Raw genomic sequence first — 15,662 nt, 5'->3', positions numbered from 1 at the left:
GGTCCTCAGTGGCAACCACGCTAAGGACGCCCAGGCTTAATGCCGAAAAGTTCGATTGATGCGGTATGCGCCACCCATACTCAGCAGGTCATCCACCGAACACTTCGGCGGCCTGCCGAGAGGGGACCGTATGACGCACAGCCGTGTGATCGCCTTGTCGCTCGTCTTGGGGATGGGCGGTTGCGCAACGCCCAGTCTGACCAACCTAACGCCCTCCTCCGTTGCCCGCTCGCCGGTGCCGCTCTACCCGTTGCGAGCGCAAGTGGATGGGCGTGGCAACCGCATCGCACAGGTCAACGCGGTGATCCATGGCACGCCCTGGGCCATGATGCCGTTGCCGAGTGATCAATACGCGGTCGGTTATTTCGCCGACACCTGCGAAACCAACATTCCCTATCACTTCAATGTCGGTTATCAACGCCGCAACTGGTTCGGCTCCGGCTATTCGAGCACCGTCCATGAGAAACGCTTTCCGGAAGCTTCCGGTTACGTCATGAACGTCACTGGCGACCCGCTGCCCGGCGATTGCGCCGCCTCCATTGGCCTGACCCTGCGTGTGAACAGTACGGCCGATGAGGTGGATACCGAGCCGGGCGACGGCAACTGCCAATCCATTTCCAATCGCTGCACGCTGAGAGCAGCGGTTATGGAGAGCAACGCGCACCAGGGCCACGATTTGATAGAGGTTCCGTCAGGTCATTACGTGCTCTCATTGACCGGCACAGAGACTGCAGACGTGCCAAACGATGCGGTTGGCGATCTGGACATCACGGATGGACTGACGCTGTCAGGCCTCGGGCGAGCCGCGAAAAATGATGACCTGCAAGTCATCATCGACGGCGGGGCCATCGACCGGATTTTCGATATCTATGCCTCCGCGCCGAGCGCGGTGACGCTCAGCTATCTGCGGCTGGAAAACGGCAGGCCCATGGGCAGCGGCGGCGGCGCAATCTGGAATCGCGGCAACCTGCGCATGGACCGGATGCTGTTACGTGGCAACACCATCGACCATGAACTGGAAACCTCCTGCGCGGCCTTTCCCAGTCGACGCCTGTGCAACCGTGGCGCGGGGTTGTTCAACGAGGGGCAGGCACTGGTTGCGCGCTCGACCATCGAACAGAATTCGACCGGGTACCAGTCCGGCCATGGCGGTGGCATATCCAATATGGGCGCGGCGGCGCAGCTGTATCTGCGCAACAGCCTGATAACCGCCAATGACGCTCGCTTTTGGGGTGGGCTACTGAACTATCAGGGCACCGTCGACATTTTGAACAGTACCTTTGTCGACAATCGCAGTACCACCGGTGGTGTCCGAGCCGCAGAAATCGGCAACATCGACGGGAAAGTCTCGGTCCGCAACGCGACCTTCAGCAATCACTCGCAGCTGTTCAGTCAGTCGGGGACTGGCGAGTTCCGCCTGGCCAACAGCCTGGTCGAAGTCCGCACATTCGGCGACATGCCGTTCTGCAGTGGCGCGCTGACCAGTGGCAGCTTCAATGCCATCGGTGGCTCCGGAGGAGGACTTTTCGACTTCCTGAGTGGCTGCGGCTTCACGCCCACTACCGCGGATGAAGCCGGAGTACGCATGGTTCTCGGATCACTGCAGGACAGCGGAGGTCCGACCCGCACCGTCGCGCTGCGTGAGCCGTTCGAAGACAGCCCCTATTTCGATCCCATCGACATGGGCGGTGTACTTTGCCCGGACACCGACCAGCGCGGCAACCCGCGTGACGATCGGCAGTGCGACCCAGGCGCTTTCGAGTTCTGACCCGCGTGGCCGCCAGTCAGCTGCCGAGGACCTCCAGCTTGGCGCGGATGAAGTCCGTATGTGCCACGTACAGCAGGTCGGCGATACGACGGATCAGGTGGTCTTCGTATCGGTGAATGTCGCCATCGGCAGCGGCGACGCGCCATAGCGCCTTGATCAAAACGAATTTTTCATCCATCGAATATTGCGCGTTGATCAGCGTGGTGAATTCATACAGTGAAGTCGACCGCTCGGCGGTTTCCTGCGCGGAGGCGATCAGCGATGCAAGCTCGCCGTCCTCCACCCCCGAGCCGAGGCGGATGGCTTCGATAATGGCTTTTTGTTCTTCTGCATCGCTTTCGTAATCCGCACGGCCGACTTCGATCAGCAGCGCTGCTGCGGCCACTTCAACGCTGTGTGTCGTAGGCTGATCGTCCTCACTGCGGTCGAACAGCGACTTGAGTGATTTGAGCATGGTTTCATTCCTCTGCACGGGTTGGTGTTCGAACGGGTCCGCGGCGAAGGTTCAGCCGCAATCGTGTCGCTGGTCAGCGCGTAGCGGATGTTCGCTCTGGCAGATTGATAAATCCGCTCTTGATGATCTTTTGTAGCCGTGAAGCGTCTAGAAGTTGCACCAACGCGATTGTTATAGCGACACCGCGCCTGCACTAGACCGAGCGGCAAACCTGGCTGAATGCCGCCGGTCGGCCAGTAACGCCTCGGACAGGGGTCAATGAAACGGTTGAAACAAGCTGCTGCTACCGTTTGGCACGCCGCGCCTGGCCTATTAAGCTCGCTGCATCACTCAGAGGATTTATCCATGCTGCGCACCACTGCTTTGCTCACCGGTTTGATGCTCTCCGCCAGCGCTTGGGCGCTTTCGCTGTCCGACCTGAGCCAGGGCGACGCCAACAAGGCGCTGAAGGACGCGCTGAGCCAGGGGACGAAAGTTGCCGTGCAGCAGCTGGGCCGTCCCGGGGGCTTCAGTAATGATCCGGATGTGCGCATCGAACTGCCGGGCAACATCGGCAAGGCCTCGCGCATGTTGAAGATGATGGGCATGGGCGCTCAGGTCGAAGAGCTGGAAACCGGCATGAACAAGGCCGCCGAAGCCGCTGTACCGCAAGCGCAGGCGTTGCTGCTGGAGGCGGTGAAGAAGATGACCGTCGCCGACGCCAAGGCGATCCTGTCCGGCGGCAATGACTCGGCGACTCAGTATCTGAACAAGACCAGCCGTGACGAAATCCGCGCCCGGTTCCTGCCGATCATCAAGCAGGCCACCGACCAGGTCGGCGTTGCCCAACAGTACAACGCGCTGGCTGGCAAAGTCTCCGGCCTGGGTGCGGTCGATCCCCGATACGGCACGGTCGAGGGTTACGTGGCTGAGCAAGCGCTCGATGGCTTGTTCACTGTTATCGCCGAACAGGAAGCCAGCATTCGTCAGAATCCGGCGCAGGCAGCCACCAGCGTGGCAAAAAAGGTTTTCGGCCTGTTGATGGGTAACTGATCGAACACCTTCAAGGCTGCACAACGATGTATCACGGAGAGAAGTTCAACGCCTGGACGCACCTGACAGGCGGTGTGCTGGCGCTGATCGGGACAGTCTGGCTGCTGATCCTTGCGGCCATGGACGGCGATCTGATGAAGATCGTCAGCGTCGCCATCTACGGGTTCACCCTGGTGCTGCTGTACAGCACCTCGACGCTCTATCACAGCGTCCGTGGCCGCGCCAAAGCGGTGATGCAAAAGCTCGATCACCTGTCGATCTATCTGCTGATTGCCGGAAGCTACACACCGTTCTGCCTGGTCACTCTACGTGGCAGCTGGGGCTGGTGGCTGTTCGGGATTGTCTGGTCACTGGCAATCATCGGCATGCTGCAGGAGATCAAGCCAAGGTCGGAAGCGCGGGTGCTGTCGATCGTCATCTACGCCATCATGGGCTGGATTGTGCTGGTGGCGGTCAAGCCACTGCTCGCCGCCCTGGGCACCACCGGCTTCGGCTGGCTGGTTGCCGGCGGCGTGTTCTATACGGTTGGCATCATCTTCTTTGCCTACGATCAGCGCTTCCGCCACTGGCATGGCATCTGGCACCTGTTCGTCATCGCCGGCAGCCTGCTGCATTTTGTGGCCATTCTGCGCTACGTGGTCTGACGTCATCCTTCTGCGTCGGTCAGCTACAGCTCGTGCATGCGGTTGACCTGCTGCGCCAGGCGCATGGTCTCGTGCTCTTCAAGCTGCAGCATTTCGCCGAGCAGCTCACGTGCCTTGTCCAGCGATGGACGCTTTTCCAGCGAGCGGTACAGGTCGATGATACGGTTGTGAAGGGCGAAGACCTCGCGTGAAATGTCGTCGACACTCATCTGTGCATAGGCATCGCTGTCGAAATCCAGCGCAAGTATCTCGCCCTCGACCGCCTCGTGCAGTCGGGCTTGCAGCGCGCGCGGGTCCGCATGCTCCTTGATCCGCTCAATAGTGCGCGTCAGCTCTTGCTCGTGCTGCGCGAGATACGTCATCAGCATCGTGGCCAATGAGTCGCTGCGCTCATCGGCGGCCTCTGTCATGCATTCGGAAAGCCGGGCATGGGCCTGGCTGGTCCAATCGATCAGGTCTTCGCATCGTTCGATGTTCATACCACCTCCATCCGCCGCGTTTGATTTGCCGAGCAGGATAGCCAGCAGGATTGCACGTCAAGCGGTCACCCGATGCAAACACGTGCAGCCCGGATTGGCCAGTGCTGGGTGTCGGTCGCCATGGGCGTCGCAGCAATCATGCTCCGTCAGCCTGTCTCAAGCCAACGCCTTCCGGCGGTTGTCAGTCAGCTGAGCGGAACAGGATATCGAACGACGTCCAGCCGTCGCGGCTGTTGCAGTGGATCTCGCCATGGTGCGCCTCGATGATCGACCGGGTGATCGCCAAGCCCAGTCCGGCATTGCTCGGGCTGCCTTCCCGTCGCGCGGGGTCGACGCGATAGAAGCGGTCGAACAGTCGCGGCAAGTGTTGTTCAGGAATGCCCACGCCCGGGTTGCCGATGCTCAGCGACACCCCCTGCTCGCCCGCCTCGATGGCCAGCTGGATCGTGCCGCCGTCGGGCGTATAGCGCAGCGCATTGGACAGCAGGTTCGACAGCGCGCGACGCAGCATGGCGGGATCCCCGTGAATGCGCGCATCGCCCGACAGCACGAAACGAATACCGCGCTCGTCGGCGGTCAGCTGGTAGAAGTCCAGCAACGTCTCGCACAGGACATGCAGCTCGATCGACTGCCGCTCGGGAACCACCAGCCCGTTATCGGCTTTTGCCAGGAACAGCATGTCGTCAATCATCCGCGCCATGCGGCGCAGCTCGTCCAGATTGCAATACAGGTTTTCCTGGTAGTCCTCGCGGCTGCGCGCACGGGTCAGAACCACCTCGGTGTGTGTCATCAGATTGGACAGTGGCGTGCGCAGCTCGTGGGCGATGTCGGCCGAGAAGTTCGACAGCCGCACAAAGGCGTCCTCCAGCCGCGCCAGCATCGCATTGAACGCCAGCACCAGCTGCTGTAACTCCGCCGGCGTCGACTCGGACGGAATGCGCTCGGTCAGCGACTTGGCCGACACCGATGCCGCCACCAACGTCACCTCGCGCAACGGCCGCAGCCCACTACGTGCCAATAGCCAGCCGAGCCCGCCGCTGAGCAGCGCACAGAGCACCAGCGCGCCCCAGAGCCATCCCGCCAGCGTGTTCAAGAAGACTTTGTGCGTGGTGATATCGAGCGCCAACTCGATGCTCAGCGGACGACCCGCCACCTCGATGACGGCAGCCCTGCGACGCCACACCCGCGGCATGTCTGCGCTGACCGAACCATGCGCATGTGTTTCGACCGCGTAGGCGGCGCCGCTGGCGGCAAACAGCACCTGACCCTCGGCATCGACTATCCGCACCGCCAGGTCGCTATGCCCGCCTAGCAATGCCTGCAGTTGCGGCCGCAGCGCGTCGAACCCGGCTAGATCATCGAGGCCCCGCAGCAGCTGTCGGCTGGCCTGGAGCTTGTCTTCCAGCGTATGCCGATCCAGCTCGTCGAAGTGGTGCTGACTCAACTGGAAGAAAAAGAAGCCCGCCGCGCCGAGCACGCCTGTGACCGCGAGCATGAACATCAGGCTCAGCCTGGCGGTTAGCGACAACTGCTTCATCATGCTGGGTCCGGCTCGTCGATCATGTAGCCCATGCCACGCGCGGTATGGATGAGTTTGGGTTCGAAGCCATCGTCGATCTTCGCGCGAAGCCTGCGAATCGCCACCTCGATGACATTGGTGTCGCTGTCGAAATTCATGTCCCAGACCTGCGAGGCGATCAGCGACTTGGGCAGTACTTCGCCGCGGCGGCGCAGCAGCAGCTCCAGCAGGGCGAACTCCTTGGCAGTCAGGTCGATGCGCTGGCCGGCACGGACTGCGCGGCGCTTGAGCAGATCCACCTCCAAATCAGCAATGCTCAGCTGAGTCTGCAAGGCAGCGGCACTGCCCCTGCGCAACAAGGTGCGCACCCGCGCCAGCAGTTCGGAAAAGGCGAACGGCTTGATCAGGTAGTCATCCGCGCCCAACTCCAGGCCCTTCACCCGGTCTTCCACGCGATCACGTGCGGTAAGGAACAACACCGGCACCTCTTGCCCCGCTGCACGAACCATGCGCAGCACCTCCCAGCCGTCCAGACCCGGCATCATCACATCTAGGATCAGCAGGTCGTAGGGCGTGCTCAGCACGTGCTGCAAGGCGTCAGTGCCGCTGGTGACGCGGTCGACAGAGAATCCTGCCTCGCTCAGGCCCTGCTGCAGGTAGGTTCCGGTTTTCGGTTCGTCTTCAGCGACCAGAAGCTTCATTCGGCTCGTCCTCTCTATCCATCATCCAAGTCTGCCGGTAACACCTCCAACGGACTATAAGCTGACAAAAAAGTAATGTTCCGCTCAGCTTGCAGAAAGCCGATTCAGGCTATGTTGACAGCCAGACGAAGCGTCAGAGGCAACACCTTGACCTTGCCATTAGGACAAGGTTGATGATCAAGCCTCGCCGGACTGGCCGGCATCTATAGAGGGCTTCTCATGAACTCCACCCAGCTTCAGGTTCAAGGCATGACGTGCGGCGCCTGCGTTCGACACGTCACTCAGGCGTTGAGCACCATCGCCGGCGTCGAGGCTGTCGAGGTTGATTTGCAAAGCGGACGGGTTCGCATCGATGGGGATGCCGAAAACACAGCATTAATAGCCGCCCTGAACGGGGCCGGCTACCCCGCTCAGCTCACGAGCCAGACCACATCCGCCGCAGCACCGACAACAGGCTGTGGCAGCGGCTGCGGTTGCCGTTGATTTTCCATCAAGGAGTGCTGTCATGCGTTTCATAAAACCAGAGTTCGCATTCATTGCCGCCTTGTTTATGGCCGGCAGCGTCCATGCCGCTGATGTAATCGACGTGCACCGGGACGCCAACTGCGGTTGCTGCAAGGACTGGGTCAAGTACCTGCAGGCCAATGGTTTCGAGGTTCGCGACCATGTTGAAAGCAACATGTCGGCTGTCAAGGAGCGTCTGGGCGTGGCACCGCGGCTGGGCTCGTGCCATACCGGCGTGATCGACGGCAAATTCGTGGAAGGTCACGTGCCGGTTGCGCAGATCCGCGAACTGCAACAACGCCGCAACCTGCTTGGCGTGGCTGCGCCCGGTATGCCTGCCGGCTCGCCCGGGATGGATTATGGCCAGCCAGCACAGGCCTATCAGGTCATCGGGCTGACTGCCGAGGGCACCGATCTGGTGTTGGCCAACTACCCGGCAGAGTGAATCTGGCCGAAACCTCTGCGTCTGCCTGCCTCAGCGCTGGCAGACGCATTTTGCAATTTGAGCTGAGAAAACAGGATCTCCATGCGCCGTACATCATCGCGCCGTACCTTCGTTAAAAGTCTGGCCGCCGGAGGGATCGTCGCCGGGATGGGCGTCTGGCGTCAGCCTGTGTGGGCCGTTGCGCGTCCTCACCAGACCGCTGACCAGGGTGTATTGGCCGGAACGCAGTTCGACCTGACTATCGACTCGCTGGGGGTCAACTTCAGCGGTCGCGAGCGCACCGCGATGGCCATCAACGGGAGTATTCCCGGTCCTCTGCTGCGCTGGCGTGAAGGCGACACCGTGACGCTGCGAGTGCACAATCGCCTGCCGCAGGATACGTCGATCCACTGGCACGGCATCCTGCTGCCAGCCAACATGGACGGCGTACCCGGCTTCAGTTTTGCTGGCATCGCTCCGGATGGAATGTACGAGTACCGCTTCCGCGTCAAACAGAGCGGCACCTACTGGTATCACAGCCACTCGGCGTTTCAGGAACAGCTGGGTGTTTACGGGCCGCTGGTCATCGATCCGCTCGAGCCCGAACCCTTCGAGTACGAGCGTGACTACGTGGTGATGCTCACCGACTGGACCGATGAAGGCCCGGCCCGCGTACTCGACAAGCTGAAGAAGCAATCCGATTACTACAACCGCGGGCGGCGGACCCTCGGCGACTTCATCAATGATGTCGCCGACCAGGGCTGGCGCGAGACCGTTGGCAATCGCTGGGCCTGGGCAAAGATGAAGATGACGCCCACAGATCTCGCCGACATCAGCGGCGAAACCTACACCTACCTGCTCAATGGCCAGGCACCGGACGGCAACTGGACCGGTGTTTTCGAGCCGGGCGAGCGGGTGCGTCTGCGCCTGATCAACGGCTCGGCCATGACCTATTTCGACTTCCGCATTCCGGGCCTGAAGCTCACCGTGGTGGCCGTGGACGGGCAGAACGTCGAGCCGGTCGAGGTCGATGAACTGCGCCTGGCGGTCGCCGAAACGGTCGACGTGATCGTCACGCCGGATGGCGGTCAGGACGCCTATACCCTGTTCGCCCAATCAATGGACCGCAGCGGCTTCGCCCGTGGCACCCTGGCCGTTCGTCAGGGGCTGAGCGCGCCGGTACCAGAACCCGACGCCCGTCCTGAGCTGAGCATGGAGGACATGGGGCATGGCGATCACGGCGCACATGCGGCGGGCAACGATCAGCCGGCGATGCAGTACGAAGCTCCACAGCACGGCCAGATGAACCATGGCCAAATGGACCACAGCAGCATGGGCGGCATGGACCATTCGGCAATGGGCCACGGTGACGGTGCCAGCAGCCAGATGCAGACCCACCCGACCAGTGAGAAGGACAATCCGCTGGTCGACATGCAGACCATGATGCCAGTGCCAAAGCTGGATGATCCGGGTATCGGTCTGCGCGATAACGGCCGCCGCGTGCTGACCTACGCTGACTTGCGCAGCACCTTCCCCGACCCGGACGGCCGTGAGCCGTCGCGCACCATCGAGCTGCACCTGACCGGTCATATGGAGCGCTTCGCCTGGTCATTCGACGGGATCCCCTACGCGAAATCCGAGCCGATCCGGCTCAAGTACGGCGAGCGGGTGCGCTTCGTGCTGGTCAACGACACCATGATGCACCACCCCATTCACCTGCACGGGTTGTGGAGCGACCTGGAGGACGAACACGGCCGGTTCCAGGTACGCAAGCACACCATCGACATGCCTCCCGGCTCCAAACGGAGTTATCGCGTCACGGCTGATGCACTCGGGCGCTGGGCTTACCACTGCCACATGCTGATGCACATGGACCTCGGGATGTTCCGCGAAGTCCGGGTCGAAGAATAAAGGAGAACCTCATGAGCATTTTCAAGCGCAACTCACTGTTGGTGTTCGGCCTACTCGCCGCCCTGCCGCTGACCGCTCTGCAGGCACAGACCGAGCACGACGGTCACCATTCGGCTGAAACACCGCCGCAGCACACCGCCCCAGAGGCTGGTCACCCGCATAAGCCGCAAGGCGGCATGATGGACCATGACGGGATGGGCCACGGCAGCATGGATCACGACCAGATGATGCAGATGCATGAGCAGCACATGGGGTCCGGGCAGATGGACCACGGCAACATGGGCTCAGCGCCTCATCAACCCCAGGGGCATGACGATAAGAGCCCGAAGCATGACCATTAAGCTCGCGCTGCTAAGCGCGCTCTGCCTGGCTGCCGCCACCAGCCAGGCGCAGGAAGCGATGGACCACTCCAGCCATGCCGGCCACTCACCGGCCGCCCCTGTTCCCGCTGAAAGTCACTCTCATAACCATTCGCAGCCGAACCACACGCAATCGGACCGCGGCATGATGGATCATGGCGCGATGGATCATGAAGCTATGGATCATGGGACGATGGACCATTCAGGTCACGCCATGCCGCATCCACCCCCAACGGGGATCCCGCCAGGCGAGGCAGATCGCCCGCCTGTCCCGACGCTTAGTCCCGCCGACATCGAGGCGGCCTTTCCCGACCTGCCCGAACACGGCATGCATCAGGGCAGCAGCCATTTCATGTTCGTCGCCGACGAGCTGGAATGGCAGGACGCCGATGCCGGAAGCACGCTGGCCTGGGATCTGAGTGGTTGGGCTGGCGGCGATATCGACCGGCTGGCCTTTCGCTCGGAAGGCGAGCGAACCAATGGGCATACCGAAGAAGCCGAACTGCAGCTGCTCTGGAGCCACGCAATAGGTCCCTGGTGGGAAACCGTCGCGGGTGTCCGCCAAGACTTCGAACCCGGCTCGCCGCAAACCTGGGCGGCATTCGGCGTGCAGGGAATGCCACTGTATGGGCTGGAAACCGAGGCCACAGCGTTCCTTGGCGAGGGCGGTCAGTCCGCGCTCCGGTTGGAAGCCGAGTACGACCTGCTGCTGACGCAGCGTTGGGTGCTTCAGCCCACCGCCGAGCTTAATCTGTATGGACGCACGGACGAATCCCGTGGCATCGGCTCCGGGCTCAGCGACGCGAGCGTCGGGCTTCGGTTGCGCTATGAGATCAGCCGACAGTTCGCGCCTTACGTGGGCGTCAGCTGGAGCCGGGCTTACGGCAACAGCGCCGAGCTGCAGCGGGCTGAGGGGGAAGATACAAGCGAGGCTCGCCTGGTGGCGGGTATCCGATTCTGGTTCTGAGGTAATGGATGATGCTCAAAACCCTGACGACACTGCTACTGGCTGCAGTGGCATTGGTGCTGGCCGCTGCGGCCGTGGTGTACTTCGGAGTCGTCAACGTCGGAGCCGACGTGCCGCATAGCGGGCCGATCCAGGCGTTGTTGGAGACCGCCCGACAGCGCTCCGTGGCGGTCCGTGCCGAAGCTATCGAGGTGCCGGAACTGGGCGATGCCGAACTGATCCGCTCAGGCGCTGGCAACTACGAAGCCATGTGCGTCGTTTGCCATCTCGCACCGGGTGCCGGACCGACCGAGCTGAGCGAAAATCTCAGCCCGGCGCCGCCGAATCTGACTGACGCAAACCGCAAGCGCGACCCGGCCGAGGATTTCTGGACGATCAAACACGGGATTCAAGCCTCCGGTATGCCTGCATGGGGCCGGAGCATGGAAGACCGCTACATCTGGGAGCTGGTCGCCTTGCTCGAGCAACTGCCCGAGCTGACAGCCATGGAATACAAAGCGCTGGTGGCCACGAGCGGTGGTCATCATCACGGCGGTGGGGAAACCCACATGCCCAGCGCTGCGCCCGTGGCTAAAGACGATCACCATAGCGACATGCACTCGTCTGGAAACCACCATCAGGCAGCGGAGCCCAAGCCTGACATCCACCGTCATGCCGACGGCAGCGATCACGTTCATTGATCCACTGCTCCGCGGCGTCTGGCTCAGACGCCGCGGAGTCTCATCGGTTTAGCCCTGGGATGCTGCGACTGTTTCGCTGCTAGATGCGTCACCGAAGTCAGACGGACGATAGGCATCGCGCCACGCCTGATAGCGCTGATCTTGCCAGACCCGCGAATGCAACTGCGCCATGCCGTCCGGATCGTTCAGCAAGCGCCAGCGAGCCGCTTCGGCAGCCCCGTTTGGCCCCGCATCGAGGATCTGCTGCATACGTTGTTCACGCAGCGACTCGGCACCCGCAACCACCTTGGCATGCCGCGCCCGCGCCATCCCGCATACCAACGCGTTGTAGATCGGATCGACAGTGCCCGCGATAAAGCCGTTCGCCAGTGCGTTGGCCTGGTTCTCCCGCGTGTAGCGGTCGGTCGATGCCAGTTCCTGCGGCGGCTGGAATTCCTCGGGGATGAGGAACAATTTGCGGCGAAACGCGGCCTGCCCCAGGCCCGTGCGGCTGGTGATCACCGACACAGGCGCCGAAAGGATCAGCGAAACCACAATCGGCGCCAACCACCAGAGGAAGGCTGGGTCTAGCCAGCCCACCAGCGCCATCCAGAGTACGCCCAGCAGCATCTGCGGACCGTGCCGGCGCAAGGCTTCGCTCCAGGGTGTCGCATTATCGGCGCGCTGCGGTGAGTTCCACTGCACCGACCAGCCGAGGAACGCGGCGCTGACGAACACCGTGTGGAACAACATGCGCACCGGCGCGGCCAGCATGGAAAACAGGCTTTCCAGCAGCATCGACAGCAACAGGCGAGCACGCCCGCCGTACTCGTGAGCGCCCTGAATGCAGATCAGCAACACGCTGAGCAGCTTCGGCAGGAACAACAGCGTCAGCGTCGCCGAGAACAGCGCGATAGCCTCCTGCGGGTGCCATTGCGGCCACAGCGGATACAGCTGATTCGGCTGCAGGAAGTACTCCGGCACCATCAGCGTGTGAATCGCCAGCAGCCCGGTCGACAGCGCCAGAAAAACGAACCACAGCGGCGCCGACAGGTAGGACATCACCCCTGTCAGGAACACGAAGCGGTGCACCGTGTGCATGCCCTTGACCAGGAACAGCCGGAAATTCATCAGGTTGCCGTGGCACCAGCGACGGTCGCGCTTGAGCTCATCGAGGAGGTTCGGTGGCAACTCCTCGTAGCTGCCCGGCAGGTCATAGGCAATCCATACCCCCCACCCCGCACGACGCATCAGCGCCGCTTCGACGAAGTCATGGGACAGGATGTCGCCCGCGAACGCGCCCTTGCCAGGCAACGGCGCCAGGGCGCAGTGCTCGATGAAGGGTTTGACCCGGATGATCGCGTTGTGACCCCAGTAGTGGGACTCGCCCAATTGCCAGAAATTGAGCCCGGCCGTGAACAGCGGGCCATAGACCCGCGTGGCGAACTGCTGCATGCGCGCATACAGCGTATCCATACCGGACGCCTTCGGCGCCGTCTGGATAATGCCTGCGCCGGGGTTGGCTTCCATCAGCCGCACCAGACTGGTCAGGCAGTCGCCACTCATGACGCTGTCGGCGTCGAGCACCACCATGTAACGGTAGCTGCTGCCCCAGCGCCGGCAGAAGTCGTCGATGTTGCCGCTCTTGCGCTTCACACGGCGACGCCGCCGCCGGTAGAAGATATGGCCGAAGCCATCGACGCTCCGACAGACCTCCAGCCAGGCCTTCTGCTCGGCGACGCAGGTGTCGGGATCGTTACTGTCACTGAGCACGAAAATATCGAAGTGCTCCAGCTGTCCCGTCGCCTTGAGCGACTCGAACGTCGCGCGCAGTCCGGCGAACACCCGCGGCACGTCTTCGTTGGCAATGGGCATCACCAGCGCCGTGCGTGCCTCGCGCGGGATCGGCTCATCGCCCAGGGTCGTTGCCGAAATGTTGTATTGGTCGTGCCCCTTGAGTAGCTGAAAGAAGCCCATCAGCGCCGTCCAGAAGCCCACCGACACCCAGCAGAACAACAGCGCGAACAGCAGCAAAATGCTCGTCTGCACCACATACGGAAGGATCTGCCGTGCGGATTCCTGCAGCGGCTGCTGAAACACCTCCTGCAGATCGATCAGCGCCCAGCCCTGATACGGCAGCACCGATTTCATGTGCCAAGTCGCGATGACGGTCTGCACCAGCATCAGCACCAGCAATGTGGCGCGCCGGACGCCTGCCACCTTGCGCCAGCCAGAACGATCAACGGACTGAGCAGGCGGCAGCTCCACCGTGCGGTTCTTCTTGTGTAGCAAGCGCCACCAGCTGAGCCGCAACACGTTGGTATGCCAGGGTTCCGGCACCATGCGTGTGCGCACGATGGGTGGTGTCGACTCGATGCAGGTGCGGCCCTGATGGTCAAGCGTGAGGGCTTTGGCACGCTCCAGGGTTTCGCCCCAGCCGAGTTTCAGCCGAGCAGCAACCGAGCCCAGCAGAGCACCTCCGCCCGGCTCGGTGCTATCGGGAGTCGGCACCGCCCGACCCAACGCCCGGTGAATATCCGCCAGCCCACCGTCACCCTGCTCCAGGTTCTGGATCAGGGCTTGGCGCTGCGGGTCATCAAGCGGCAGCTGGCTGATGTAGCGCCCGGTAATCGCCGGGTCCACGGGACTATTCATTGGTCGGAATCTGGTAGCTCCAGGTTTCGGAAAGCGTCTTCTCGCCTTCCACCAGGGCTGCGCGCAGTTCCACCGGACGTTTGGGATCGCGCACCTTCAGACGCAAGGTCAGGCGCCAGCCATCAGTCACCGGGTTGTGCCGCAGGTTGTTTTCCACCAATTCGGCGTTCTCGCCGATGCTGACCCGCGTGGTGACCGGCGCATCCGCCGGCAGTTCGGCCAGATTGGGGCCCACGAAATCGACGATCAGCGCGGTGCTGCCGTCAGGCTGACGAATCAGATTGGACTGTTTGACGTCGCCTGCAGACAGGCGCGTCTGGCTGACCCAGGCGAGCTGCTGATCATGCAGCGCCGGTTCATCCAGGGTGAAGTGCAGACGGTACTCGAAGTCCAGCGGCTCGCCGGGCTCGGGTTGCTGCTCCGGCACCCAGAACGCGACGATGTTGTCATTGGTTTCGTCAGGCGTCGGAATCTCGATCAATTCCACGCGACCCTTGCCCCAATCGCCCTTGGGCTCGACCCAGCCGCTAGGGCGCAGCTCGTAGCGGTCGTCCAGATCCTCGTAGCGGTTGAAATCGCGGGTGCGCTGGAGCAGACCGAAACCGCGCGGGTTCTCGACCGCGTAACTGCTGATCGCCAGCCGCTTGGGATTGTTCAGCGGCCGCCAGATCCACTCGTCAGCGCCGGTGTGAATCGCCAGCCCTTCGGAATCATGCAGCTGCGGCCGATAGTTGAGCACGTCACTGGGCTGATTGGCGCCAAACAGGTACATGCTGGTCAGCGCACCGATGCCGAGTTTTTCCACTGGCTCGCGCAGAAAGACGCGCGCTTTGACATCGACCGTACTGTCCTTGCCCGGCGTAACCACCATCCGATAGGCACCGGTGGCGCGCGGCGAATCGAGCAGCGCATAGATCACCAGATTGCGGCGATCCGCTTCGGGGCGTTCGATCCAGAACTCACGGAAGCGCGGGAACTCTTCTCCGCTCGGCAACGCAGTATCGATAGCCAGACCACGCGCAGACAGGCCATATACCTGATCCTTACCGATCACCCGGAAATAGCTGGCACCGAGCAGCGTCATCAGCTCGTCGGCCTTATCCGCCTTGTTCAGCGGATAGAGCACCTTGAAGCCGGCAAAACCCAGGTTTTCCAGCGCAGCAGGTTCAATCTCGACCTTGCCGAATTCAAACATGTCAGGGTTATAGCGGACCTTTTCGACGCCTTTTGCGGTGATCTCATTGATCCTCACCGGCACGTTGAAGTGCATGCCCTGGTGATAGAACTGCACCTCGAAGGGCGTCGGCGCGTCGTGCCATAGCGCTTTGTCGCCACGGAAACGCAATTGCTGATAATCGGCAAAAGCCATGTTGCGAAACACCGGCGGCAGATTGCTCTGCGGCGCCGTATAGTCTTCGGCCGCCAGCTTTTCCGCCTTGGCCGCCACATCATCTAGGCTGAACGCCCAGCTACTGCTGGCAAACAGTCCCACACACAGACTCAACGTCATTCCCAGTGCCCGACTTTTGCGAGCGCCTGTTTTGAAATGATAGGTACGTGACACATTGCCTCCTGAGCAATCGCGA

At 62.1% G+C, this 15,662-nt stretch carries 15 protein-coding genes; 9 read left to right on the top strand and 6 right to left on the bottom strand.

Translation table 11 applies throughout. The features are described 5' to 3' along the window. The first annotated feature begins 130 nt into the window (after positions 1-130). Positions 131-1,768, top strand: coding sequence for a choice-of-anchor Q domain-containing protein (locus ACSSNI_RS02800; protein ID WP_200639228.1), 1,638 nt, complete (start codon positions 131-133; stop codon positions 1,766-1,768). Between the two features lie 16 nt (positions 1,769-1,784). Here the strand turns inward: ACSSNI_RS02800 and ACSSNI_RS02795 are convergent, their stop codons facing one another. Beyond that, complete coding sequence (locus ACSSNI_RS02795; protein ID WP_200639226.1) at positions 1,785-2,222, bottom strand: tellurite resistance TerB family protein; 438 nt, start codon at positions 2,220-2,222, stop codon at positions 1,785-1,787. A 345-nt stretch (positions 2,223-2,567) separates the two neighbouring features. Between ACSSNI_RS02795 and ACSSNI_RS02790 the strand changes: the two genes are divergently transcribed. Together ACSSNI_RS02790 and trhA are read left to right on the top strand one after the other, a co-directional pair. Next, a complete protein-coding gene (locus tag ACSSNI_RS02790) occupies positions 2,568-3,254 on the top strand; it encodes a DUF4197 domain-containing protein (protein WP_148926361.1) in 687 nt (228 codons plus the stop codon). Between the two features lie 26 nt (positions 3,255-3,280). Beyond that, on the top strand, positions 3,281-3,898 hold the full coding sequence (gene trhA, locus ACSSNI_RS02785; protein WP_102836027.1) for a PAQR family membrane homeostasis protein TrhA: 618 nt from the start codon (positions 3,281-3,283) through the stop codon (positions 3,896-3,898). Between the two features lie 23 nt (positions 3,899-3,921). On the opposite strand, the gene ACSSNI_RS02780 is transcribed toward trhA, so the two are convergent. The 3 genes from ACSSNI_RS02780 to ACSSNI_RS02770 all read right to left on the bottom strand — a co-directional run bounded on the left by ACSSNI_RS02780 (position 3,922) and on the right by ACSSNI_RS02770 (position 6,597). Then, on the bottom strand, positions 3,922-4,377 hold the full coding sequence (locus ACSSNI_RS02780) for an ATPase (RefSeq protein ID WP_200639224.1): 456 nt from the start codon (positions 4,375-4,377) through the stop codon (positions 3,922-3,924). Between the two features lie 181 nt (positions 4,378-4,558). Then, the gene (locus ACSSNI_RS02775; RefSeq protein ID WP_200639771.1) at positions 4,559-5,914 is read right to left on the bottom strand and encodes a heavy metal sensor histidine kinase; all 1,356 of its coding nucleotides are present in this window, start codon (positions 5,912-5,914) and stop codon (positions 4,559-4,561) included. Continuing rightward, on the bottom strand, positions 5,914-6,597 hold the full coding sequence (locus ACSSNI_RS02770) for a heavy metal response regulator transcription factor (RefSeq protein ID WP_148926363.1): 684 nt from the start codon (positions 6,595-6,597) through the stop codon (positions 5,914-5,916). The genes ACSSNI_RS02775 and ACSSNI_RS02770 overlap by 1 nt, the downstream gene beginning before the upstream one ends. 219 nt (positions 6,598-6,816) lie before the next feature. Between ACSSNI_RS02770 and ACSSNI_RS02765 the strand changes: the two genes are divergently transcribed. From ACSSNI_RS02765 to ACSSNI_RS02740, 6 genes are all read left to right on the top strand, one after another. After that, positions 6,817-7,080 carry a heavy-metal-associated domain-containing protein gene (locus ACSSNI_RS02765; protein ID WP_200639222.1) on the top strand — a complete coding sequence of 88 codons (264 nt, stop codon included), beginning with the start codon at positions 6,817-6,819 and terminating at the stop codon, positions 7,078-7,080. A gap of 22 nt (positions 7,081-7,102) precedes the next feature. Then, positions 7,103-7,546, top strand: a complete 444-nt coding sequence (locus tag ACSSNI_RS02760) for a DUF411 domain-containing protein (RefSeq protein ID WP_200639220.1) — start codon at positions 7,103-7,105, stop codon at positions 7,544-7,546. Positions 7,547-7,627: 81 nt separating this feature from the next. Beyond that, complete coding sequence (locus ACSSNI_RS02755) at positions 7,628-9,436, top strand: copper resistance system multicopper oxidase (protein WP_200639218.1); 1,809 nt, start codon at positions 7,628-7,630, stop codon at positions 9,434-9,436. Between the two features lie 11 nt (positions 9,437-9,447). Then, positions 9,448-9,777: a hypothetical protein gene (locus ACSSNI_RS02750; RefSeq protein WP_200639216.1), complete on the top strand. Its 330-nt coding sequence runs from the start codon at positions 9,448-9,450 to the stop codon at positions 9,775-9,777. Beyond that, positions 9,767-10,762, top strand: coding sequence for a copper resistance protein B (locus tag ACSSNI_RS02745; RefSeq protein ID WP_200639214.1), 996 nt, complete (start codon positions 9,767-9,769; stop codon positions 10,760-10,762). Before ACSSNI_RS02750 ends, ACSSNI_RS02745 begins: the two co-directional genes overlap by 11 nt. An 11-nt stretch (positions 10,763-10,773) precedes the next feature. Then, positions 10,774-11,442 (top strand): c-type cytochrome, encoded by a 669-nt coding sequence (locus ACSSNI_RS02740; RefSeq protein ID WP_200639770.1) that lies wholly within the window; start codon positions 10,774-10,776, stop codon positions 11,440-11,442. 48 nt (positions 11,443-11,490) lie between these two features. Here ACSSNI_RS02740 and mdoH read toward each other — a convergent pair whose 3' ends face one another. Then, positions 11,491-14,076, bottom strand: coding sequence for a glucans biosynthesis glucosyltransferase MdoH (gene mdoH, locus ACSSNI_RS02735; RefSeq protein WP_200639212.1), 2,586 nt, complete (start codon positions 14,074-14,076; stop codon positions 11,491-11,493). Next, positions 14,069-15,586 (bottom strand): glucan biosynthesis protein G, encoded by a 1,518-nt coding sequence (locus ACSSNI_RS02730; RefSeq protein ID WP_200639769.1) that lies wholly within the window; start codon positions 15,584-15,586, stop codon positions 14,069-14,071. The genes mdoH and ACSSNI_RS02730 overlap by 8 nt, the downstream gene beginning before the upstream one ends. Between the last annotated feature and the right edge of the window lie 76 nt (positions 15,587-15,662).

This window comes from Stutzerimonas tianxiuensis (assembly GCF_053470365.1).
Note: the sequence above shows the minus strand (reverse complement) of the source record. Positions and strands in the feature narration are given on the sequence as shown.

Coding starts and splice junctions, on each gene's coding strand:
- ACSSNI_RS02800 (WP_200639228.1), top strand. CDS start 131: ATGACGCACAGCCGTGTGATCGCCTTGTCGCTCGTCTTGGGGATGGGC.
- ACSSNI_RS02795 (WP_200639226.1), bottom strand. CDS start 2,222: ATGCTCAAATCACTCAAGTCGCTGTTCGACCGCAGTGAGGACGATCAG.
- ACSSNI_RS02790 (WP_148926361.1), top strand. CDS start 2,568: ATGCTGCGCACCACTGCTTTGCTCACCGGTTTGATGCTCTCCGCCAGC.
- trhA (WP_102836027.1), top strand. CDS start 3,281: ATGTATCACGGAGAGAAGTTCAACGCCTGGACGCACCTGACAGGCGGT.
- ACSSNI_RS02780 (WP_200639224.1), bottom strand. CDS start 4,377: ATGAACATCGAACGATGCGAAGACCTGATCGATTGGACCAGCCAGGCC.
- ACSSNI_RS02775 (WP_200639771.1), bottom strand. CDS start 5,914: ATGAAGCAGTTGTCGCTAACCGCCAGGCTGAGCCTGATGTTCATGCTC.
- ACSSNI_RS02770 (WP_148926363.1), bottom strand. CDS start 6,597: ATGAAGCTTCTGGTCGCTGAAGACGAACCGAAAACCGGAACCTACCTG.
- ACSSNI_RS02765 (WP_200639222.1), top strand. CDS start 6,817: ATGAACTCCACCCAGCTTCAGGTTCAAGGCATGACGTGCGGCGCCTGC.
- ACSSNI_RS02760 (WP_200639220.1), top strand. CDS start 7,103: ATGCGTTTCATAAAACCAGAGTTCGCATTCATTGCCGCCTTGTTTATG.
- ACSSNI_RS02755 (WP_200639218.1), top strand. CDS start 7,628: ATGCGCCGTACATCATCGCGCCGTACCTTCGTTAAAAGTCTGGCCGCC.
- ACSSNI_RS02750 (WP_200639216.1), top strand. CDS start 9,448: ATGAGCATTTTCAAGCGCAACTCACTGTTGGTGTTCGGCCTACTCGCC.
- ACSSNI_RS02745 (WP_200639214.1), top strand. CDS start 9,767: ATGACCATTAAGCTCGCGCTGCTAAGCGCGCTCTGCCTGGCTGCCGCC.
- ACSSNI_RS02740 (WP_200639770.1), top strand. CDS start 10,774: ATGCTCAAAACCCTGACGACACTGCTACTGGCTGCAGTGGCATTGGTG.
- mdoH (WP_200639212.1), bottom strand. CDS start 14,076: ATGAATAGTCCCGTGGACCCGGCGATTACCGGGCGCTACATCAGCCAG.
- ACSSNI_RS02730 (WP_200639769.1), bottom strand. CDS start 15,586: ATGACGTTGAGTCTGTGTGTGGGACTGTTTGCCAGCAGTAGCTGGGCG.